The organism is Corallococcus exiguus (assembly GCF_009909105.1).
In the GTDB taxonomy this organism is placed as follows: Bacteria; Myxococcota; Myxococcia; order Myxococcales; family Myxococcaceae; genus Corallococcus; species Corallococcus exiguus.
The window spans coordinates 114,594-134,388 of record NZ_JAAAPK010000012.1; the positions used below are offsets into that span (position 1 = coordinate 114,594).

Annotated in this window: 21 protein-coding genes; 12 read left to right on the top strand and 9 right to left on the bottom strand. The window is 69.3% G+C overall.

The genetic code is table 11. From position 1 onward, the window contains the following. The first annotated feature begins 10 nt into the window (after positions 1–10). From epsZ to epsU, 8 genes are all read left to right on the top strand, one after another. Positions 11–1,474, top strand: coding sequence for an exopolysaccharide biosynthesis polyisoprenyl-phosphate hexose-1-phosphate transferase EpsZ (gene epsZ, locus GTZ93_RS34940; protein WP_120579624.1), 1,464 nt, complete (start codon positions 11–13; stop codon positions 1,472–1,474). Between the two features lie 111 nt (positions 1,475–1,585). Then, on the top strand, positions 1,586–3,139 hold the full coding sequence (gene wzx, locus GTZ93_RS34945; protein ID WP_167548580.1) for an exopolysaccharide biosynthesis flippase: 1,554 nt from the start codon (positions 1,586–1,588) through the stop codon (positions 3,137–3,139). 15 nt (positions 3,140–3,154) lie between these two features. Then, entirely contained in the window at positions 3,155–3,790 is a 636-nt protein-coding gene (gene epsY, locus GTZ93_RS34950; RefSeq protein ID WP_120579625.1) for an exopolysaccharide export protein EpsY, read from the top strand. 3 nt (positions 3,791–3,793) lie between these two features. Then, complete coding sequence (epsX, locus tag GTZ93_RS34955; protein ID WP_139923395.1) at positions 3,794–5,116, top strand: exopolysaccharide export protein EpsX; 1,323 nt, start codon at positions 3,794–3,796, stop codon at positions 5,114–5,116. Between the two features lie 10 nt (positions 5,117–5,126). After that, on the top strand, positions 5,127–5,303 hold the full coding sequence (locus tag GTZ93_RS42205; RefSeq protein WP_014400807.1) for a hypothetical protein: 177 nt from the start codon (positions 5,127–5,129) through the stop codon (positions 5,301–5,303). A gap of 23 nt (positions 5,304–5,326) precedes the next feature. Next, positions 5,327–5,734, top strand: coding sequence for an exopolysaccharide biosynthesis response regulator EpsW (epsW, locus tag GTZ93_RS34960; RefSeq protein ID WP_121755301.1), 408 nt, complete (start codon positions 5,327–5,329; stop codon positions 5,732–5,734). Continuing rightward, positions 5,731–7,230 (top strand): PCP family exopolysaccharide biosynthesis protein EpsV, encoded by a 1,500-nt coding sequence (gene epsV, locus GTZ93_RS34965; RefSeq protein ID WP_120579628.1) that lies wholly within the window; start codon positions 5,731–5,733, stop codon positions 7,228–7,230. Before epsW ends, epsV begins: the two co-directional genes overlap by 4 nt. A gap of 55 nt (positions 7,231–7,285) precedes the next feature. Next, complete coding sequence (epsU, locus tag GTZ93_RS34970) at positions 7,286–8,497, top strand: exopolysaccharide biosynthesis GT2 family glycosyltransferase EpsU (protein ID WP_139922028.1); 1,212 nt, start codon at positions 7,286–7,288, stop codon at positions 8,495–8,497. Between the two features lie 3 nt (positions 8,498–8,500). Here the strand turns inward: epsU and GTZ93_RS34975 are convergent, their stop codons facing one another. Genes GTZ93_RS34975 through GTZ93_RS43450 form a run of 4 tightly spaced genes read right to left on the bottom strand, consistent with a single transcriptional unit; the run spans position 8,501 to position 9,998 of the window. Beyond that, on the bottom strand, positions 8,501–8,944 hold the full coding sequence (locus GTZ93_RS34975) for a MerR family DNA-binding protein (RefSeq protein WP_161663242.1): 444 nt from the start codon (positions 8,942–8,944) through the stop codon (positions 8,501–8,503). Then, complete coding sequence (locus GTZ93_RS34980) at positions 8,919–9,359, bottom strand: hypothetical protein (RefSeq protein ID WP_139922024.1); 441 nt, start codon at positions 9,357–9,359, stop codon at positions 8,919–8,921. Before GTZ93_RS34980 ends, GTZ93_RS34975 begins: the two co-directional genes overlap by 26 nt. 49 nt (positions 9,360–9,408) lie before the next feature. Next, positions 9,409–9,843, bottom strand: coding sequence for a hypothetical protein (locus GTZ93_RS34985; RefSeq protein ID WP_139922022.1), 435 nt, complete (start codon positions 9,841–9,843; stop codon positions 9,409–9,411). Next, positions 9,840–9,998: a double-CXXCG motif protein gene (locus GTZ93_RS43450; protein ID WP_368733423.1), complete on the bottom strand. Its 159-nt coding sequence runs from the start codon at positions 9,996–9,998 to the stop codon at positions 9,840–9,842. The genes GTZ93_RS34985 and GTZ93_RS43450 overlap by 4 nt, the downstream gene beginning before the upstream one ends. A 228-nt stretch (positions 9,999–10,226) precedes the next feature. On the opposite strand from GTZ93_RS43450, the gene GTZ93_RS34995 reads away from it, so the two are divergent. Then, a complete protein-coding gene (locus GTZ93_RS34995; protein WP_139922020.1) occupies positions 10,227–11,153 on the top strand; it encodes a tetratricopeptide repeat protein in 927 nt (308 codons plus the stop codon). A 64-nt stretch (positions 11,154–11,217) separates the two neighbouring features. Here the strand turns inward: GTZ93_RS34995 and epsH are convergent, their stop codons facing one another. Continuing rightward, entirely contained in the window at positions 11,218–12,528 is a 1,311-nt protein-coding gene (gene epsH / locus GTZ93_RS35000; protein WP_139922018.1) for an exopolysaccharide biosynthesis glycosyltransferase EpsH, read from the bottom strand. A 55-nt stretch (positions 12,529–12,583) separates the two neighbouring features. Here epsH and wzy point away from each other — a divergent pair, with 55 nt between their 5' ends. Continuing rightward, positions 12,584–14,149 (top strand): exopolysaccharide repeat unit polymerase, encoded by a 1,566-nt coding sequence (wzy, locus tag GTZ93_RS35005; protein ID WP_139922016.1) that lies wholly within the window; start codon positions 12,584–12,586, stop codon positions 14,147–14,149. Here the strand turns inward: wzy and GTZ93_RS35010 are convergent. From GTZ93_RS35010 to GTZ93_RS35020, 3 genes are all read right to left on the bottom strand, one after another. Beyond that, positions 14,146–14,601 carry a hypothetical protein gene (locus GTZ93_RS35010; protein WP_139922014.1) on the bottom strand — a complete coding sequence of 152 codons (456 nt, stop codon included), beginning with the start codon at positions 14,599–14,601 and terminating at the stop codon, positions 14,146–14,148. The two genes, wzy and GTZ93_RS35010, sit on opposite strands and share 4 nt — an antisense overlap. After that, positions 14,602–15,207: a hypothetical protein gene (locus GTZ93_RS35015; RefSeq protein WP_257979443.1), complete on the bottom strand. Its 606-nt coding sequence runs from the start codon at positions 15,205–15,207 to the stop codon at positions 14,602–14,604. Positions 15,208–15,318: 111 nt separating this feature from the next. After that, the gene (locus tag GTZ93_RS35020; protein ID WP_120598676.1) at positions 15,319–16,365 is read right to left on the bottom strand and encodes a cation diffusion facilitator family transporter; all 1,047 of its coding nucleotides are present in this window, start codon (positions 16,363–16,365) and stop codon (positions 15,319–15,321) included. 142 nt (positions 16,366–16,507) lie between these two features. Between GTZ93_RS35020 and GTZ93_RS35025 the strand changes: the two genes are divergently transcribed. Then, positions 16,508–18,139 carry a mechanosensitive ion channel family protein gene (locus GTZ93_RS35025; RefSeq protein WP_315967406.1) on the top strand — a complete coding sequence of 544 codons (1,632 nt, stop codon included), beginning with the start codon at positions 16,508–16,510 and terminating at the stop codon, positions 18,137–18,139. Between the two features lie 4 nt (positions 18,140–18,143). Here the strand turns inward: GTZ93_RS35025 and GTZ93_RS35030 are convergent, their stop codons facing one another. Beyond that, positions 18,144–18,692 carry an RNA polymerase sigma factor gene (locus GTZ93_RS35030; protein ID WP_158627161.1) on the bottom strand — a complete coding sequence of 183 codons (549 nt, stop codon included), beginning with the start codon at positions 18,690–18,692 and terminating at the stop codon, positions 18,144–18,146. 410 nt (positions 18,693–19,102) lie between these two features. Here GTZ93_RS35030 and GTZ93_RS35035 point away from each other — a divergent pair, with 410 nt between their 5' ends. Continuing rightward, the gene (locus GTZ93_RS35035) at positions 19,103–19,795 is read left to right on the top strand and encodes a DUF6445 family protein (RefSeq protein ID WP_139923780.1); all 693 of its coding nucleotides are present in this window, start codon (positions 19,103–19,105) and stop codon (positions 19,793–19,795) included.

The following is a 19,795-nucleotide window of genomic DNA, read 5'->3' on the forward strand; positions in this document are numbered from 1 at the left end:
GCAGAGGGGGGTGGACACGATGAGCAGTGCGACTGCAAGCGCCGAGGTCAAGGCTTCCGGGGTGCCGGCCGCGGCCGAGGTCACCGATCCGCCGCGCCTGGCCCCTGGCTTCGCGGCGAAGCTGAACCTCACCGTGGATGTGGCGCTGCTGGTGGCGGTGCTGCTGGGCTCCGCCTGGATGCGCGGCGGGCTGACGTTCCCCATGAGCTGGGAGCTGCCCAGCATGGTGCTGACGGCGGTGCTGGTGTGGCTCATCACGGGCACGGCGCTGTGCCTGTACGACTCGCGCTTCGCCGAGCGCAGCAAGCTGGACCACGTGGCGCTGGTGTCCGTCACCACGCTGGCGGTGGTGACCATCCAGGCGGTGCTGGAGCTGGCGATGCCCACCGCTGCCCACGTGGGCCTGGCGCCGCTGCTCTTCATCTTCTGGCCGGTGGCCCTGCTGCTGCGCCTGGGCGTCTTCCGCCAGGTGGCCTCGCAGGAGGCCCCCACGGAGGAGGTGCTCATCGTGGGCACCGGCGCCATGGGCCGCTACACGGGCGAGGACCTGCTCAAGCGCGGCCGTCACAAGATCCTGGGCTACGTGCGCTTCCCCGCGGACCACGCCTCTGGCGACAGCCTGCCGGCGGACGTGCTGGGGCCCGCGGACGAGCTGGAGCGCCTGCTGCGCACGTTGCCCGTCAGCGAGGTCTACATCGCGGGCAACACGCTCAAGCAGGGCGAGTCCATGCAGGCGGCCATCAAGCTGGCGGAGCGCTTCGGCGTGCCGTTCGCGCTGCCGGCGCACTCGTTCCGCCTGGACCGCGCCCGCCCGGTGGACTCCCGCGCGGTGGCGGACGGCTACCTGCACTTCGCCGCGGTGGCGCCCAAGCCGCACCAGATGGCCATGAAGCGCCTGTTCGACATCGCCGTGTCCGCGGTGGCGCTGTGGGCCCTGCTGCCGCTGTTCGCGGTGGTGGCCGCCTGCATCAAGCTCACCTCGCGCGGCCCCATCTTCTTCAAGCAGCTGCGCACCGGGCAGCACGGCAAGCCGTTCTACATGCTGAAGTTCCGCTCCATGGTGGTGAACGCGGAGGAGCTCAAGGAGCGGCTGGCCGCGCAGAACGAGCAGACCGGCCCCGTCTTCAAGATGAAGAACGACCCGCGCATCACCGGCATCGGTCGTTTCATCCGCAAGTTCTCCATCGACGAGTTGCCCCAGTTCCTCAACGTGCTCCGCGGTGAGATGAGCATCGTGGGCCCGCGCCCGCCGGTGCCCAGCGAGGTGGCGAAGTACGAGACGTGGCAGCGCCGCCGCCTGTCCGTGCGCCCGGGCCTCACCTGCATCTGGCAGGTGTCCGGCCGCAACCAGATCTCCTTCGAGCAGTGGATGTACCTGGACATGCAGTACATCGACCACTGGAGCCTCACCGGCGACCTGCGGCTGCTCCTGCAGACGGTGCCCGTGGTCATCACCGGTCGCGGAGCAAGCTAGCAACCGGGGTGTCATTCCGGGCCCGGCGTTGACGCGCCGGGCCCGTTCGTCTTTCCATGGGGCGGGCCTTCCTCCCCTGGTGTGCAGCAGCCCCGAAGGCCCGCTTCATCCATGACCGTGAACAGTCCGACCTCCCCCTCCGCTGAAGCCGACGACGGCGCCCGTGCGAACGAAGTGCGCGGCGCGGTCCGCAGCACCCTGCAGCTCGGTGGCTCGCTGATGGTGACGTACGCCATCGCGCTGGGCATCCGCGCGCTGATGCCGCGCTACCTGGGGCCGGAGGCGTTCGGCTACTTCAACTGGTCGGAGGCGTTCGCCGCCACGTTCTTCGTGGCCACGAACCTGGGCCTGGAGACGTACATCCGGAAGGAAGTCCCCGTCCGGCCGGAGCACGCGAGCGACTTCTTTGGCACCACGATGCTCCTGCGCCTGGGGATGACGCTCATCCTGATGGTGGCGCTGGCGCTGGTGCTCCACCACACCGGCGAGCCTCCGGAGGTGCAGCACCTGGTGCAGTGGTTCGCGGTGGCCCAGTCGCTCATGGTCATCAACGCGTCCATGGCCGCGCTGCTGCACTCCAAGGGCAAGGTCGCGGGCCTGTCCGTCTCCAACGTCATCACCAAGATTGTGTGGGGCGGCGGCCTGGCGCTGATGGCCGCGTTCGGCGTGGGCCTGCAGTGGCTGGCCGTGCCCATGGTGCTGTCGGAGGCGGTGAAGCTCCTCATCAGCTGGAAGCTGGCGAAGGAGCACCTGGGGCTGAAGTTCCGCGTCGACCTGACGGCGACGAAGAAGGTGATGAAGGCGTGCCTGCCGTTCTTCCTCACCGCTGCGGCGCTGGCGTGCAACGGGCGCACGGACATGACGCTGCTGGGCAAGCTCGCGTCGAAGGAGGAGGTGGGCTGGTACGGCGGTGCGTTCAGCATCGCGGGGCTCACGTTCCTCATCTCCCCCATCTTCGGCTGGGTGCTGATGCCCATGATGTCGCGCGCGGCGGCCCGCTCGCCCGCGGAGCTGTCGAACCTGACGCGCCGCTCGCTGGAGGGTGTGCTCGCGTTCACCGTGCCGGTGATGATGGCCATGGTGCTGGGCGCGGACCTGTGGGTGCGCCTGATGTGCGGCCCCGGCTTCGAGCCCGCGGCGCTGCCCCTGCGCGTGCTGTCCCCCATCTTCGTGATGGCCTACGTCACCATGGTCAGCAGCATCTGGCTGACCATGTCCAACAAGGAGTGGTGGGTGACGCTGGCGGCCACCATGGGCGCGGTGGTGAACCCCATCCTCAACCTGATGCTCATCCCGTGGCTGTTCCGGCGCATTGGCCCGTCCGGCGGCGCCACCGCCACGGCGCTCTCCATGTTCTTCACGGAGGTCATCGTCACGGTGCTCTTCCTCAGCCGCATGGGAAGGAACTCCTTCGACCGGCGCTCCCTCCTCATGGTGGCCAAGACGGCCGCGGTGTGCGTGGGCTGCGTGGTCCTGGACCGGGTGCTGGCCGGAGCGGGCATGCAGGCGTGGCCCCGGCTGGGGCTGACGGCCTCCGCCTACGTGGCGGGCGTGCTGGGCACCGGCGCCGTGCGTCCCTCGGAGCTGCTCCAGGTCGTGCGCATGGCGAAGCAGCGCGGTGGTAATGGTGCCGAGGTGGCCGTGCCGGCCGCCCCCGCCGCGTGAGGAACTCTTAGCGCCATGCCTTCCCGCCCGTCCCGATTCCGCGGTCCCGTCTCCCGCGCGCTCGCGTGCGCCGGGTTGCTCCTCCTGGCCCCCGCGTGCAGCGGCCTGGGCCAGTACACCTGGGTGAACGACTACCAGGAGAAGCCCACCGAGTCGGACGCCGCCTACCGCATCGTCCCCGGCGACGTGCTCAACGTGAAGGTGTTCGGCCAGGAGGCGCTCACCACGCGCGCCAAGGTGCGCGAGGACGGCAACATCAGCCTCACCTTCCTGGACGACGTGGAGGCCGCGGGCCACTCGCCGGCCCTGCTGGCGCAGCAGATCCAGACGCGGCTCAAGGACTTCATCAACCACCCCGTGGTCACGGTGTCGCTGGAGGAAGCGCGCCCCATGTCCGTGACGATGCTGGGGGAAGTCGCCAACGTTGGCGCGCACGTGTTGGACCCGGGCGCGACGCTGCTCCAGGCGCTGGGCGCCGCCGGCAGCTTCACCGACTACGCCCACCGCGACCGCATCTTCGTGCTGCGCCGGGATGACCCGCAGGCGGAGCAGCCCACGCGCATCCGCGTGCGCTACGAGGACATCATCCGCGGCGAAGGCCGCGCGGCCGCCTTCCGCCTGCGCCCCGGCGACGTGGTGGTGGTGGAGTAACCCGTGCTGGACGCGGCCCTCGCGAGCCTGTGGCTGGAGGTGGCCTCCGCCTCCGTGAAGTACGGCGCCTCGGCCCGCGTGGACACCCGCGCGCGCTCCATGGACGCGCAGGCCACGGGGGAGACCGTGTCCCCCCTGGCGGCGGACATGGACATCGTCCCCACCGTGAGCCTGAAGTACGACGACGGCAGCGCGGTGGCGCAGGTGGAGTACGCGCCGCGCATCTCCTTCCGTGAGGCCACCACCAACCCACGCACCGAGGTGCAGCACGTGGGGCGGCTCTTGGGGGACTGGCGCCCCTCGCGCGGGCTCACCCTGCACGGCACCCAGGAGTTCGTGCTGGGACAGGTGAACCTCTTCACCAACCTGCCCCTGGGCGGCAGCCTGGATGACGACCCGACGGTGCCCGGGGACACACCGGCCCTCCCCATCCAGCCGCTGCCAGAGGGCGTGGACACGGTGTTCTTCCTGTCCTCGCTGACGACGCTGGCGGCGGAGACGGTGTGGCTGGGCCCGGGCTGGCGGCTTTCCGGCAGCGCGGGATTCTCCGCCAGCGGCGGCCTGGACGACACGGCGAAGGAGGCGGTGCCCTTCCAGTACGGCCCTCGCGCGCAGCTGTCCCTGGGGAACTCCCCCGCGCCCCGGCACACGCTCTCCACCACGCTGGCGTACTCGGACTCGCGCTTCTCCACCGGCGCTCGCGCCACCGTGACCACGCTCACTGGCGGCTGGACGCACCGGTTGGATCGGCGCACGGCGGTGGAGGCCGGGGTGGGCGTGGGCGTGGCGTACTCCGTGCGCGCGACGGAGGACGACCCCACGGATGACCCGGACGTGCCCGGAGTCACCCCGTCATCCACCTTGTCAGGTGGGCGGCGGCTGACGACCTTCCAGGTCGGGGGCGCGCCCGTGGAGGATCCGCCGCAGCGCCTGGAGCTGCTCCCGGACCTGACGCTGGCGGTGTCCCACCGGGTGCCGTCGCGGACGGCGGACTTCAACGGCCGGCTCGCCGCGCGCGTGACGCCCTTCGTGGATCGGCTGACGGGGCTCGTCTACCCGAGGGCTGACCTGACGTTGAACGGCACCTGGGCGCTGAGCCCGCGCTTCCGGTTCTCCGGGACGGGAGGCGGTGCTTTCGCGGTAGGCGGAGCCGTGGGGGACCGGCAGGTGGTGGGCGGTGTGGGCGCGGGTTGGACGGTGAACCGGTGGATGACCCTGGAGGTGGACACTCGCGCGGCATGGACTCGCTCGCCCGACGTGGAGGCGGCCCGCACGGTGTGGTCCGCGACGCTGGGACTGACGGTCCAGAAAACGGGTATCCTCTGAGGCTCCCGCAATGGCGAAGCTCATCCTCCTGTCCGTCCTCGTTGCCACCATCGCGCTGCCCGGAGCGGCCGCGCGCGATGCGCATCCCTGGCGGGGGATGAAGAAGGCCATCTTGTGGGTGGCCCTCTTCAACATGGCGTACGCATATGGCGTGCTCGTCCTCGTTCCCAGGTACGGGTTCGGGTGAGGGAAGGAAAGGCGTCAGACGTGATGGAGCTCCAACAGCTCACTGTCCTCCTCGTGGAGGACTCTCCGATGTTCCGCGTCATGCTGCGTGACATGCTCGAGCAGATGGGCGTGAAGAACGTGGTGGAGCAGCCCAACGGCAAGGCCGCCATGGAGTACCTGGCGAGCGGCGAGCTCAAGCCGGACCTCGTGTGTCTGGACCTGACGTTGCCGGACGTGTCCGGCTACGACGTCTGCGAGCACATCCGCCGCACGCCCGCCATCGCGCACGTGCCGGTGTTGATGGTGTCCGCGCGCAACCTGCCGGAGGACAAGGCCTACGCGGAAGAGGCCGGCGCCAACGGCTACCTGGGCAAGCCCTTCACGCCCGAGGAGCTGGAGAAGCGCGTGCGCCACGTGCTCAAGTCCGCGGCGCCCCGGGGCAACGCGTGACGACGCCGGCCCCACGCACGCCTCGCTCCGCCCCGCCCCCGCCGTACGTCCCCGAGCGCGAGGAGACGAACGCGCCGGCGGACCTCATCGACTGGGGCTTCCTGTTCGACGGGCTGGGCTTCGTGCGCAGGGCCATCTTCCGGCACTGGTTCCTGGGGCTGTGCATCGTCGCGGTGATGGCGGGGCTGGGTTCGGCGGCGGCGAAGCTGATGCCGCGCAAGTACCACGTCGAGACGCGGATGCTGACGTACCGCAACCTCATCATCTCCTCGTTGGTGAACCCGGGCCGGTCCATCCCGGTGGAGGCGGATCAACCCACGCGCGCCGCGTGGGAGATGGTGCTCAGCCGCGGCAACCTCAAGTCCGTGGTGAAGAACGCGAAGCTCATCGAGTACTGGGACCACATGCGGTCGCCCCTCAGCCGCATGAAGGAGCAGTACCTGAAGAAGGCTCCGCCTCCCATGACGGACGAGGAGAAGGAGGAGGCGCTCATCGCGATGCTGGAGACCAGCCTCATCGTGATGGCGGAGGGCGGCAGTGGCACGGTCACCATCGGGGTGGACTGGAGCGACCCGCAGATGGCCTTCAACATCGTGGAGGCCGCGGCGCAGAACTTCCTCGACATGCGCCATGACTCGGAGATGGGCGCCATCTCCGAGTCCGTGAACATCCTCCAGGGCCAGGTGGCCAACGAGGCCGCGAACATCAAGCAGGCCATCGCGGACCTGGAGCGCGCGGTGCGGGCCGCGGATGCGCGCCGCAAGAAGAAGGAAGCGGACCCCAAGCAGGCCAGCGCGCGGCAGGCGCTCCTGGCGACGGACCACGCGCTCGCGCAGCTGAAGTTCCTGGTGCAGGCCAAGCGCCGCGCCATCCGCGACGTGGAGGAGTTCCGCGGCCGCCGCCTCACGGAGCTGCGCTCGCAGCTGGCCGAGCAGCGGGTCGTGTTCTCTCCGCAGCACCCGGTGATCGTGGACCTGGAGCAGCGCGTGGCGACGATGCAGGCGGACTCGCCGCAGCTGACGTCCCTGCGCTCCGAGGAGCAGTCGCTCATCCAGGAGTACCTGCGCATGGGCGGCACGGACGTGGACTCCACGACCGAGGGCACGAGCCTGGCGGCGGGCTTCGGTGCCCCCATGGCGGGCGCGATGCTGGGCACGCCGGATGATCCGGAGGTGGCGGTGGCCACGGACCGGATGCGCATGGTGGTGATGCGTCACCAGGAGAAGCTGCGCCGGTTGGACCAGGCGCAGACGGAGCTGGAGATCTCCAAAGTCTCCATGAAGCACCGCTACAGCGTGCTGTTGCCGGCGCTCTTCCCGGAGAAGCCGTCCAAGCCGAACCCGAAGCTCATCGCCATCGCGGGCGTGGTGGGCGGGGTGGCGCTGGCGGTGTTCGCGGCGGTGGCGCTGGACATCCTGCGCCGCCGGGTCCTGGAGAAGTGGCAAGTGGAGCGGCTGCTCAAGTTGCCGGTGCTGGCGGAGCTGGAACGGCGCTGAAGGTTCGTGCGCTCGGCCGTCCTTCGGATGGCGCGAGCGCGGGGGTGACACTGTCGTGACGGTCTGGACCTGGGTGGACGTGGCGCTGTGCGTGGGACTGCTGCCGGTGGTGGTGGGCTGCGGCTACCTGCTGCTCCTGACGCTGTTGTCGGGGCGCAAGGCGGCGCCGGTGCCGCCGTCGCCGGCGGTGCGGAAGTTCGACGTCATCATCCCCTCGCACAACGAGGAGCTGGGCATTGCCCGGACGGTGGCGAACCTGTCCGCGGTGGACTACCCGGCGCACCTGCGGCGCATCATCGTGGTGGCGGACAACTGCTCCGACGCGACGGCCCAGAAGGCGCGGGAGGCGGGCGCCACGGTGCTGGAGCGCCAGGACGAGGAGAAGCGCGGCAAGGGCTACGCGCTGGCGCATGCCTTCGAGCACAGCCAGCGTGACGGCTTCGCGGACGCGGTGGTGGTGGTGGACGCGGACACGGTGGTGTCCGCGAACCTGCTGCACGCCTTCGCCCGCCGGCTGGAGGATGGGGCGCACGGCGCGCAGGCGCACTACGGCGTGATGAACCCCACGGCGTCGTGGCGCACGCGGCTGATGACCATCGCGCTGGGGATGTTCCACCGCGTGCGCTCCATGGGGCGCGAGCGGATGGGCGTGTCCTGCGGCCTGCGCGGCAACGGCATGTGCTTCACGCACGCGGTGCTGAAGCAGGTGCCGCACGACGCGTTCAGCGTGGTGGAGGACCTGGAGTACGGCATCCGCCTGGCGCGCGCGGGGCACCGCGTGCACTACGCCTGGGAGGCGGAGGTGCTGGGCGAGATGGTGACGGCGGAGAAGCAGAGCCGTTCGCAGCGCCAGCGCTGGGAGGGCGGCCGCGCGCAGATGCGCAAGCTGCACGGGTGGCCGCTGCTCAGCGACGCGCTGAAGCAGAAGAGCGGGCTCTTGCTGGACCTGTCCATGGACGTGCTGGTGCCGCCCCTGAGCCAGCTGGTGCTGGCGACGGTGGCGGGCTCGGTGCTGGCGACCGGCGTGGTGTGGCTGTCCGGAGGCACGGCGGTGGCGGCGTCCGCGCTGGCGTCGTTCGGCCTGATGTCGCTGTCGCTGTACGTGCTGCGCGGCTGGTGGGTGTCCGGCGTGGGGGCTCGCGGCCTGCTGGACCTGGCGTGGGCGCCCTTCTACGTGGTGTGGAAGGTGTGGCTGATGGTGCGAGGCCCCGGCGCGGAGAAGCGCGGCGAGTGGGTGCGCACCACGCGTGAGGCGGAGCGGCGGTAACGCTCAGGCGCGGGGCTTCCGCTTCGGTGCGCCGAGCGACGCCTGGATGGGACACACGGTGTCCGGAGGGCAGAAGCCTTCGGCCATCAGCGTGGTGATGGCGCGACGCATGCGGCGCAGGTCGTCGATGCGCGCGTCGATGGCCTGGACCTTCGCTTCAGCGAAGCGGGCCACGTCGCGAGTGGGAGTGCCTCGCCGGTCGGTGAGGGCGAGCACGGCGGACACCTCCTTCAGCGTGAAGCCCAGCTCCTGCGAGCGTCGGATGAAGCGCACGCGGATGGCGGCGTCCGGGCCGTAGAGGCGCTGGCCGCTCTCGCTGCGGTCCATGGGCAGCAGCAGCTTGCGGCGCTCGTAGAAGCGCAGCGTGGACAGCTTCACGCCGGATTCACGGGCGAGCGCGCCGATGCGCAAGGGCACTGCTTCAACGGGCCGTCGCGGGGATGCCACCACGCCACCTCCTGGCACCGAGAATGGCACCGCCCTGCGCGAACATCCACGCCAGCTCCAGTACGAGGAACACGACGAGCACCCGCGTCGCACCCTGCGTGAGCGACCACGCCATCCAGGTGGAGAACAGCGCCCGGCCCGCGGTGTCCACGGCGCCGTTGAACGCGGTGGGCTGAACGAGCCGTACGACGGACCACAGCGTCACGATGGTGCCGAACAGGGCCACGAAGAACAGGTGCGTGGACGTGAACACGGGGAGCGGCTCACCGCCCAGGTCCAGCGCGTGGTGCACGGACCGGATGCCCGCGAGTACGGCGTCCGCGGTCCACGGCGTGGCGAAGGGGATGGTGACGAAGAAGTCGTACAGCGCGCTGGCGAAGACGACTCGGCGAAGCAGGGACGGTTCAGGGTTCATGCGAAGGACGCTAACCCCTGCACCTTGGTGCAGAGGCAAGGGCCTCCGCTCAGGTCCCCGTCGCGGGAGCAGCCGCCGCCCGACTCCGTGCACCGAGCAGGAGCGCGCCCTGCACGAACAGGCCCGCGGCCTCCATCACGAGGAACACGCCAAGCACCTGGGATGCCCCCTGCGTGAGCACCAGCACCATCCACGCGGAGACGAGTCCCCGGCCCGCCGTGTCGATGGCGCCATGCAGCGCGGTGGGCTGGAGGACGCGGACCAGCGCCCAGATGACAGCGAGCACGCCAAACAGGGCGACGAAGAACACGTGCACGGGCGTGAAGACCGGCATGGCCTCACCGCCCAGCGCCAGGCTCTCGTGCATCCAGCGCATGACGCCCAGCATCGCTTCCGCCGTCCACGGTGTGGCGAATGGAAGCGTGACGATCAGGTCGTAGGCCGCGAAGCCACGGACGGCGCGGCGAAGCAGGGAGGAGCTCATGCCTGGAACCCTATCCCCCGCCGCCCACGGGAAGCTCCTTGAAGAGGACAACATCCAAGGGGGCCCAGGCCGCGCGCCGCCTCCACGAAACGCTCGGTCGCGACCATCAACGTCGCGGCATCCGTCAGCCGGAAGATGTCCAGGTCTGTTGGCAAAGGCCTTCAGCAATCACAGCCCAATGAACCGCGAGTGCTGACAAACAATGACTGAAAGTCAACATCTGACTTGATTACGAATAACATGGCTGAAAGAGTCAGCGCGCTCCGCGGGGCACTGCCCGTGAGCCAGGCGACCCCCAGTGCGGAGAGTTTCCATTTATGTCTTTCCTGCGTTCGAGCACGCTTGCCGTCGCGGTCCTCCTGACGTCTGCCTGTGCGTCTTCCGTGGATCTGAAGCGTCAGCAGTCTCCCTTCTATGAACTCAAGTCGAGCGCGCCGGGCCTGTCGCTGGTGAGCGTTGACACGACGAATGTCGACAACTCGAGCGGCATGGACGCCGCGACCCTGAACGCCGCGGTGAAGGCCGCCGTGGAGTCGTACGTCACGGGGCAGCAGCCGAAGTACGCCTTCTCCGACGCGACAAGCTCCGGGGCCAAGGCGGACTTCAACGTCGGCTTCAAGGACGGCGCGATCCTGCCCTCCCCCACGGCCACCTTCAGCGCGATTCCGCAGGACATGGCGACGCCCCTGGTGTCCGCCATCTACGTCATGCAGGCGAAGAGCTCGCAGACGAGCGGTGGCAACACCCTGATGAGCATCACCCTGGCGTTCTCCACGGTGACGAAGGACGGCAAGGAAGTGAAGACGGAGATCGTCGCCAGCGAGGCCGAGGGCAAGACGCCCGGTCGCCCCAGGCTGAGCATCACGCCGGACGCCGGCTCCTTCCCTTCGGTGTACTGGTCGGCGCAGGGGGTGATTCCCGGCGCGCTCCAGAGCACGGACTTCCTGCCCAGCGACGGCGGCGAGCTCTTCAAGCGCGTGCTGGCGGACGCGGTCGGCTACCACTACTTCCCCCTCTTCGGCCACGAGCTGTCGGAGCGCTACACGCTCATTTCGGATGGCGGACTGAAGGAAGGCGCGGACGCGGCGAAGGCGGGCAACTGGGATGCCGCCATCACGTCATGGGAGAAGGCGTCCGGCTCTGACGCCAAGGCCCACTACAATCTGGCGGTCGCGTACATGGCCAAGGGTGACGACGCCAAGGCCCAGGAGTCGCTGTCCAAGGTCTCGGATGTGCCCCAGGCGCAGGACCTGGCCAACGCGATGAAGACGCGCGCGGCCTACAAGAAGATCATCGACGCCCAGCCGTAACCTCCGGTGTCCCCGCGGAGGCGTTCAGGGGGCTCCTCGCATGAGGGGCCCCTCCCCGCGGACCTCAGTCCGCCAGCGGCATGCCGAAGTCCGGCTGGCCGCGCTCGCCGGACACCCAGCGATACACCTCCAGCACCTGCTCCGCCTTCGCCTTCCACGTGAAGTGCTTGAGGATGCGCGCCCGTGCGCGCTCGCCCATGGGGCCAATCACGGACGGATCCGCGACCAGCTTCTCCAGGACTCCGCGCACGCGCTCGACAATCTCCTGCGGCGTGCCCATGGGGATGGCGAAGCCCGTGGACGGACTGACGATCTCTCCCGGACCGCCGTAGTCCATCACGATGGGCACCAACCCCAGCGCCATCGCCTCCGCCACCACCGCGCCGCCGAACTCGCGCACGCTCGGGAAACCGAAGATGTGGTTCTTCGACAGGCGGCCCTGCAGCTCCTGGTGCTTCACCCAGCCCGCGAACGTCACGCCGTTCTCCAGGCCGCCCCTCGCCACCTGCGCGCGCAGGTTCTGCATCTCCGCGCCGTCGCCGATGAGCTCCACCTGCAGCTTGCCCTCGCGCACCAGCGGCGCCGCCGCGTCGATGAGCATCGCCATGCCCTTGTACGGCACGAAGCGACCCACGAACGCCACCCGCAGCGGCTCGCCCGGCTTCGGCGGCTCCGCCTTCGACGCGCCGAACCGCCGCACGTCGATGGCGTTCTCCGGGATGTAGACGACCTTGTCCTGGTACTCCCGCGACAGCTGCGCCCGCGTCGCCCGCGAGCCCATCATCAGCGCCGCCGCGTTCTGCCGCGTCGACTTGTAGAAGGGCATCAGCTTGTAGACGTCCCGGATGTAGCTCAGCCACTCGCGCTCACGCACGCGCGCGTCGCCGAAGCCCTTGGGCCACGGCAGGCCGCCGTTCATGGGGCCCATGATGAAGGGCACCCCGGCGTCCGCGCACCGCGCCGCCAACGTGCTGGGCGTCGTGGGGCTGATGGGCGTGTAGCGGTGCACCACGTCGAATTCCTTCGCGCGGATGCGGTCCCCGAAGCGCCGCCAGAGCAGCTCCTCGAAGTAGTAGTACGGCAACACGCTCAGCGCCGTGGCCGTCGTCCACCCCACGCCCGCCTTGCCGCGCAGCAGCTCGCCCACCTTGTCCAGCGGACGCTCCACCGGCGTGGAGTCCAGGGCCGTGAAGTCCTTCCCCTCCACCAGCCCCTGCTTGAGGATGTTCTCGCGGTTGCGGACCTGGGTGACCAGGTGCACATCCGCCACCTCGGCGAGCGCCCTTGCCAGGGACCAGCCTTCCAGGGGGACGCTCACCCAGTCTGGGTTGCACAGCTCAGCAATCAGGAGGACGCGGGGTCGGGTGCCAGCCATACGCCTTCGCATCTATCCCAACCCGGGCCCGGGATATAGCCTCCCCCTCGCTCGAATGGCCTTCAAACCCTCGCCCGCCGCCTGGCTCCAGTACATCGTCATGGTCGTGGGCCTGGGCGCCGTCACCCTGGGTGCGGCCGCCGTGGGTAACGGGGACCCCATTGTCACCATGGCGCCCGTGCTGGCGCTCACGGTGGGGTGGGTCATCCTCAAGGTGCCGCTGCGCTACCTGGCCATCACGGTGCTCTACCTGGTGCTCGCGGTGGACTACACACCCGAGCGCCCCCAGTCGATGTTCTGGCCGTCGCCGCTCTTCCCCCTGGGGAAGCTGCTCTTCACGCAGATGCACGAGCTGGTGGGCATTGGCGCCCTGCGCTTCCCGCTCATCGACGGGCTCATCATCGGCTCCATCGTCATCGGCATCGTCCGGCGGGCCACGAAGTCCAAGATTGATCCGCCGGTGGTGCCCATCCCCCGGCCGCTGGCGGTGGTGCTGGCGATTTCGTTCTTCTCCATCATGTGGATGGAGGTGTGGGGCATCGCGCGGGGCGGGGACATCAAGAACTCGCTCTGGCAGTGGCACCAGGCGGCGGTGCTCCCGCTGGTGGGGATGATGTACCACTACAGCCTGCGCGGGCCGGAGGACTGGCCCCTGGTGGCGAAGACCATCATCGCGGCGGCGCTCACCAAGTCCGCGGTGAGCACCTACTTCGCGCTCGCCATCGTGCCCGCACAGCACCTGGAGGTGGAGTACACGACCTGCCACTCGGACTCGATGACGTTCATCTTCGCCATCAGCGTGTGCATCATGCGCTGGCTGGAGCGGCCCAGGTCCGGCCACGCCATCCGAGGCATCCTCATCATCATCCTGGTGTTCATCGGGATGTTCTTCAACGACCGCCGGCTCGCGTACGTGAGCCTCGTGGGCGGGCTGGCCGCGGCGTACCTCTTCAACCCGTGGACGCCGCTGAAGAAGTTCATCACGCGCGGGCTCATCGCGTGCTCGCCGTTGTTGATTGTGTACTTCCTGGCCGGGTGGAGCTCCAGCAGCAGCATCTTCAAGCCGGTGGCGACCTTCCGCTCCATCATCGAGGGTCAGCACGCCGAAGGAGAGCTGGACTACCGCGACATCGAGAACCTCAACCTCATCGCGACCTGGAACACGAACCCCGTGTTCGGCACGGGCTACGGGCACGAGTTCCTGGAGCCCTACCCGCTGCCCAACATCGCGTTCGTGTTCCCCACGTACCGCTTCCACCCGCACAACTCGCTGCTGGGCCTGCTGGCCTTCGGCGGGTGGTTCGGGTTCACGGGCGTGTGGATGTACCTGGTGGTGACGGTGTACCTGGCGGCGCGCTCGTACCATCGAGCGTACGCGGCGGAACACCGAACAGCGTGCCTGGTCATCGTGGGCGTGGTGGCGTCCTACCTGAACCAGGTGTTCGGAGACATGGGCATCATCTCGTACATCTGCACGTTCCAGGTCGCGGTGTGCTCGGTGCTCGCGGGCAAGCTGGCCATGGTCACCGGCGCGTGGCCGTGGCCCCAGCGGGAGAAGGTGCTGGGCCTGACGCGCGCGGCGCCGGATGAGGCGCCGCCTACGGGTGCGACGGCGGCCTAGCGCTGGATGGACAGGATGCGCCACTGGCGCGTGTCGATGGCGTACGTGGCGCTCGCGTCCGTCACGGGCCCTTCGGAGTTGCAGACGTCCTGCCGGGGCACGAAGCGCACGAACATCACGCCCTCCGGGCCGGGCGCCGTCCACACGTCGAAGGAGTCCCGCCGGTAGAGGCACAGCTCGTCCGCGGTCGCGCCCTTGTGCGGCTTCAGGTCCAGCGGACGGAAGTCATCCATCGCCAGCTGCGTCGCCACCGCCACCAGGGCGGGCGTCTGCGTCCGTCCCTCCGCGGGCAGGTCCAGCGGGAACTGGAAGCGGGCCATCTCCTCGTCGGAGGCGCGTGGCGGACGGATGGGCCGCGCGAAGAGCACGCAGCCGGTGAGGGGCAACGCCAGCAGCGCCGCGAGCCCGCGCTTCATCCACACCCGCCGCGATGACAAACCCTGGCGCCCCATCTAGTCCTCCACGGGCGTGATGAAGCCCGTGTCCTTGTCCGCTTCGTGGATGTACCCGATGAGCTTCCACGCCTTGCCCTGCCGCAGATAGACCTCACCGGGACGCGGCTCGCCCTTGTACGGGACCAGCTTCGTCACCGTGCATCCTGAATCAAATTGGACTCGCAGGGTCCAACGTTGTGACTGACTCCAGCGGTCCTCCTGTGACATTCCCGACGGGAACCAGGGGTGGCTGTGGAAGTCCGCCAGGGTGGACGGCAGGCCCCGGTCGTCCTTCACCACGCTGGGCACGCTGCAGCTCTTGCGGCGCAGGTCCGCGCCCACCAGCGTCGTGCGCCCCAGCGGCGAGGGCCAGCTCGCGTAGTACTCCCCGCCGCCCAGCGAATAGATGAGCCCGCAGTACTCCTGGCCGTAGTCCCGCTCGCGGGCCCGGTCCAACGCCATCACCGCCGGGCAGAGCTGGTCGATGACCTCGTCCACGTTCGCGGAAGGTTGGATGGCGGGCCAGGGACCCTTTACCCAGACCCTGGCGCCCCGCTGGCCGAAGAAGACCTCCCGGCCGCTCTGGAAGTAGGACGTGCCAGCGCAGCCGACGAGCAGCGCCACGCCCACACTCCATGCATTCCGTCCGCGCATCCCGTCTCGCCGCTCCCGTGAGGGGAACCGCGAAAACGCATAGCACGGCCTAAACTACAAAACCAGGATTCAAGGCAAAGCTTACCCGGTACGGGCACGGAGCTCCGCGGCCTCGGCGGCGGCGGCGGTCAGGTGCTCCAGCTCCAGGTCGATGTGCTTCGCCTGGGGGATGGCGCGGCGGACCTCCGCTTCGATGGCGTCAATCTCCTCGCTCAGGGTGCGGATGAGGTGCCGGGCCGCGTCCGTCAACGCGCGCTCGCGCTCCGCGCCCACCGGGGGCAGGCCCTGCGCGGGCAGGGCCTCCGCCAGCCGGGCCGCCACGAAGGACTCGCTGAAGCGCAGCTCCGCCTTGAACTGGTAGGACTCCGGGGTGAGCTGCCGCGTCTTCACGTCGTGCAGGTCCGCCAGGCTGGGGCGGGCGCGCAGCAGGTCCTCGAAGCGCTGCTCCACGTCCGAGGGCACGGACCGGCCCAGCAGCAGCTCCCGGTTCTCCACCATCAGGTAGATGGCGATGAGCCCCAGCAGCACGCCCACCGTGAGCGAGGCCGCCGCGTCCCACACCGGGTTGCCCGTCACGTGCGTCAACGCGATGCCCGCCGTCGCCAGCACCAGGCCCAGCACCGCCGCGCCGTCCTCCAGCAGGATGGCCACCGACGCCGGGTCGGCCTTCGTCCGCACGAAGCGGAAGAAGGGCTCGCCCGCGGCCTGCTTGAGGAGCCCGCGCACCGCGAACAGCAACACGCCGCCCTCGATGAGGAAGGACAGCCCCAACACTCCGAACGTCACCGGCCCCGTCTCCGCCACGTGCGGGTGAAGGAGCGACTGGATGCCGTGGTAGACGGTCACGCCGCAGCCCACGAAGAAGATGCCGGACGCGGACAGGATGCCGAAGATGAAGCGCTCGCCGCCGTAGCCGTACGGATGCGAGTCGTCCTCCACGCGCGCCGCCCGCTTCAACCCCAGGAACAACAACACCTGGTTGCCCGTGTCCGCCAACGAGTGGATCGCCTCCGACAGCATCGCCCCTGAGCCCGACAGGAAGAAGGCGATGAACTTGATGAGCGTGACCAACACGTTGCCGGACAGCGCGGCGATGACGGCCTTGAGCGACGATGCGGGAGCAGACATGGAGGTGCCAAACCTACCATGGGGCGCCCACCCGCCCGTCCGCACCGCGTCCGACCCTTGTCCTTCCGCGTCATCACCGCTGGACAGCCTCCGTCCAGGGTGATTGTTTGTTCTCAAATTACATAAGGATCAGGAGAGTACCGTGCGTCGTTTCGTGCCGCCGTGGCTGTGGGTGTTGCTGCTGTTGGGGCCCGTGGGGGCCTTCGCGCTGAACGCGGGGCTGCCGCCTCCTCCGCCGGAGGTGGACCGGAGCACGCCCACGGCGACGGCGGCGGGGTTCCTGGACGCGGCGCATGCTCGGGACGGGCTGCGGGCGCCGCACTACCTGGACCTGTCGCGGCTGCCTCCGGAGACGCAGGCGGAGGAGGGGCTGGCACTGGCGCGGCGGCTGGTGGTGGTGCTGGACCGGACGATGTGGCTGGACTTCGCGCGCATCGGCCGCGAGCCGGCGGGCCCCGGGGAGCGCGCCCGCCGAGAGGTGCTGGGCCAGGTGGCCACGGCGCGAGGCCCCCAGGACATCGTGCTGGAGCGGGTGGACGCGGAAGGAGGCCCCGTGTGGGTCTTCAGCGCGGACACGGTGGGCGCCATCGACACGCTGTTCCAGGAGCACGGGTCGCCGCTGCTGGAGATGCTGCCGCCCGTGTTCTTCACGCGCCCGCTGTGGGTGCTGGAGACGTGGCAGTGGCTGGGGCTGGCGGTCGTGCTCGTGGGGGCGTGGGCGCTGGGGCGGCTGGGCGAGGCGGTGACGCTGCGGGTGGGCGCTCGCGCCGCCGGGCTGACGAAGTCCGGCTGGGATGACGAAATGCTCGCCGCGGGCAAGGGGAGCATCCGCTTCGTGCTGGCGGGCATGCTGGTGGCGGCGGGGGCGCGGTTCCTCAAGCTGCCTCCTCCGGCGCAGGAGACGGTGGACCTGGCGGCGCGCTCGGTGGTCATCGTGGCGGTGGCGCTGTTCGTGCTGCGCTTCCTCACCCGGGCCGCGCGCTTCCTGGAGGACAAGGTCGCGAAGTCGCCGGAGGGCACGGACGTGGCGAGGGTGCGCGGCCTGCGCACGCAGCTGGCCATCTTGCGGCGCGTGGTGGAGGTGGCGGTGGTGCTGGTGGCCGCGTCGCTGCTGCTCCTCCAGTTCGAGGCGGTGCGCAACGTGGGCGTGTCGCTGCTGGCGTCCGCGGGCATCGCGGGCCTGGCCATTGGTCTGGCCGCGCAGAAGTCACTGTCCACGCTGTTCGCGGGCATCCAGCTGTCCATCACGCAGCCCATGCGCATTGGCGACACGGTCATCATCGAGAACGAGTGGGGGTGGATCGAGGAGATCACCCTCACCTACGTGGTCGTGAAGGTGTGGGACCTGCGCCGGCTGGTCATCCCCATCACCCAGTTCCTGGAGAAGCCGTTCCAGAACTGGAGCAAGGTGTCGCCGGAGATTCTGGGCACGGCGGAGCTGTACGTGGACTTCCGCACGGACGTGCCGGCGGTGCGCGCGGAGCTCAAGCGCATCCTGGAGCAGGAGTCCAAGGGGCTGTGGGACGGCAAGGTGCAGGGGCTCCAGGTGACGGACCTGAGCGAGCGCACCATGAAGCTGCGCGCCCTGGTGAGCGCCGCGGACTCCGGAAAGGCGTTCGACCTGCGCTGCCTGGTGCGCGAGAAGCTGGTGGCCTACCTCCAGGCCCAGCCGCACGGACTGCCGCTGCTGCGCGCGGAGGCCACGCCCCTGCCCCTCCCGGAGGAGAAGGCCGTGGGACCGGCGCTGCTGGCCGCGCGGGCGGGCAACACCTGAGACCTCAGTGCCACGTGCCCACGGAGAGCCGGCGCTCCTCCGCGATGGGCTGGAGCCGCTCGCGCAGCTGTTCGCGCACCTGGTGGAGCCACCAGCCCACCGTGCCCGTGGAGCGGCCCACCTGGGCTCCGATGCTCACGTAGGAGCGCCCCTGCGCTCGCAGGTGGAAGACCTCCCGCTGCTGCGGCGGGAGGCGCTCCACCGCTTCGCGCAGGTCCTTCTCCTGGATGAAGGTCCAGAGCTCGCAGCCCTCGGCCTCCTCCGGGTCGTCCGCCAGCACCGTCACCCAGCCCGCGTTCACCGCCTTGCGCTGCTCCGCGCGGTGGTGGCGCAACAGGCTGATGGCCCGCGTGTTGATGACCCGCCCCGTCCACGCTCGGAAGGCCTCCGGCCCCTGAAGGTGCAGCCGCTCCTTCCACGCCTCGTCCAGCGCGTGCTGCACCAGGTCCTCCGCGTCCGCCGCATTCCCCAGGATGCGCTGGGCGTGCTTCAAGAGCCCTGAACGGAATTGGATGACCAGCGCCGCGAACGTCTGCATCTCATTGTCAGCCATGGAAGTGCCCCCCGAGCTCCGTTTCCGCGCAGGACCATGATGACAAAACCTTCCAATACGGACATGGCATTCTTTGCGGGGATTACCCAGAGTGTCTGGAAATCCTATCCCACCCGGCCATTTCCGCCTCCAACGTCCCGAATGCATCCAGTGTCTGTCTTTTGGATGTCCATCCAGGGCAGGTGCACATGGGTTCCCGACAGAAGCGCGCCGGGAGGATCAGCAGTCGTCATCCCGGGCGAAGACTCACGACGACGGCCCTCCGGGGTGATTGACCCTGGGGCAAAACGCCCCGGTGTGGCGAGCCCCCTGGTCGGATGGGGCAGAACGCCCCGGCTCGAGGCATGAAACACACGTGAAACACGGCAGGGTTCTTGCTGACCGCGTGAGCAGGAAGGCGGCAATCGCTCATGCTCGAACAACGGCGCCCGGAGTCGGCCGTCCGCGACGTGCTTCCCTATCGGAAGCCGAAGCTGGGACGGGACTACTGGATCAAGGACAACGCCCTGCCCAACGCGCTGGAGGTCTACGAGCGCAACCTGGCCCGCGAGGACTGGACGATGGGCGCCCCGTGGCGGCCTGAAATCTGGCCCGGCATCCGCGCGCCCCACGCGCTCACGCCCGCGGAGCTGGCCCCCATCGAGAAGTGGATCCGCGAACAAGCCGGCGTGCGCGCCCTCAAGCAGGAGGCTCCGGCGAAAGGCTCTCTGTCCCACAACCACGTGCAGCTCGTGGGGGAGAAGGAGTCCACCGCGAAGCCGCACGTGGACTCGCTGGCGCTGTGCGACTTCGCGGGCGTCATCTACCTGCACCCGAAGCCGCCCGTGAAGCACGTGGGCACGTCCTTCTACCGGCTGCGCATGCCCGGCGGCGGCCTGGGCGGCAACACCTGCCCTCCCGGCTGCGTCAACCTCACCCAGGCCTTCGGGGTGACGAAGCTGCCCGCCAACGCCTGGGCGCAGGACATGGAGGTGGAGAACGTCTTCAACCGCCTCATCGTCTACCGAGCCGACTTCGTGCACTCGGCGACCGCGTACTTCGGGCAGGGCGACAAGCGGAACAAGCGCGCCACCGCCCTGTTCTTCTGGAAGGCCGTGCGCTGA

Excerpts from the sequence above, each read along its gene's own strand:
- wzx (WP_167548580.1), top strand. The coding sequence starts at position 1,586 with ATGACCGTGAACAGTCCGACCTCCCCCTCCGCTGAAGCCGACGACGGC.
- epsY (WP_120579625.1), top strand. The coding sequence starts at position 3,155 with ATGCCTTCCCGCCCGTCCCGATTCCGCGGTCCCGTCTCCCGCGCGCTC.
- GTZ93_RS42205 (WP_014400807.1), top strand. The coding sequence starts at position 5,127 with ATGGCGAAGCTCATCCTCCTGTCCGTCCTCGTTGCCACCATCGCGCTG.
- epsW (WP_121755301.1), top strand. The coding sequence starts at position 5,327 with ATGGAGCTCCAACAGCTCACTGTCCTCCTCGTGGAGGACTCTCCGATG.
- GTZ93_RS34980 (WP_139922024.1), bottom strand. The coding sequence starts at position 9,359 with ATGAACCCTGAACCGTCCCTGCTTCGCCGAGTCGTCTTCGCCAGCGCG.
- GTZ93_RS34985 (WP_139922022.1), bottom strand. The coding sequence starts at position 9,843 with ATGAGCTCCTCCCTGCTTCGCCGCGCCGTCCGTGGCTTCGCGGCCTAC.
- epsH (WP_139922018.1), bottom strand. The coding sequence starts at position 12,528 with ATGGCTGGCACCCGACCCCGCGTCCTCCTGATTGCTGAGCTGTGCAAC.
- wzy (WP_139922016.1), top strand. The coding sequence starts at position 12,584 with ATGGCCTTCAAACCCTCGCCCGCCGCCTGGCTCCAGTACATCGTCATG.
- GTZ93_RS35010 (WP_139922014.1), bottom strand. The coding sequence starts at position 14,601 with ATGGGGCGCCAGGGTTTGTCATCGCGGCGGGTGTGGATGAAGCGCGGG.
- GTZ93_RS35020 (WP_120598676.1), bottom strand. The coding sequence starts at position 16,365 with ATGTCTGCTCCCGCATCGTCGCTCAAGGCCGTCATCGCCGCGCTGTCC.
- GTZ93_RS35030 (WP_158627161.1), bottom strand. The coding sequence starts at position 18,692 with ATGGCTGACAATGAGATGCAGACGTTCGCGGCGCTGGTCATCCAATTC.
- GTZ93_RS35035 (WP_139923780.1), top strand. The coding sequence starts at position 19,103 with ATGCTCGAACAACGGCGCCCGGAGTCGGCCGTCCGCGACGTGCTTCCC.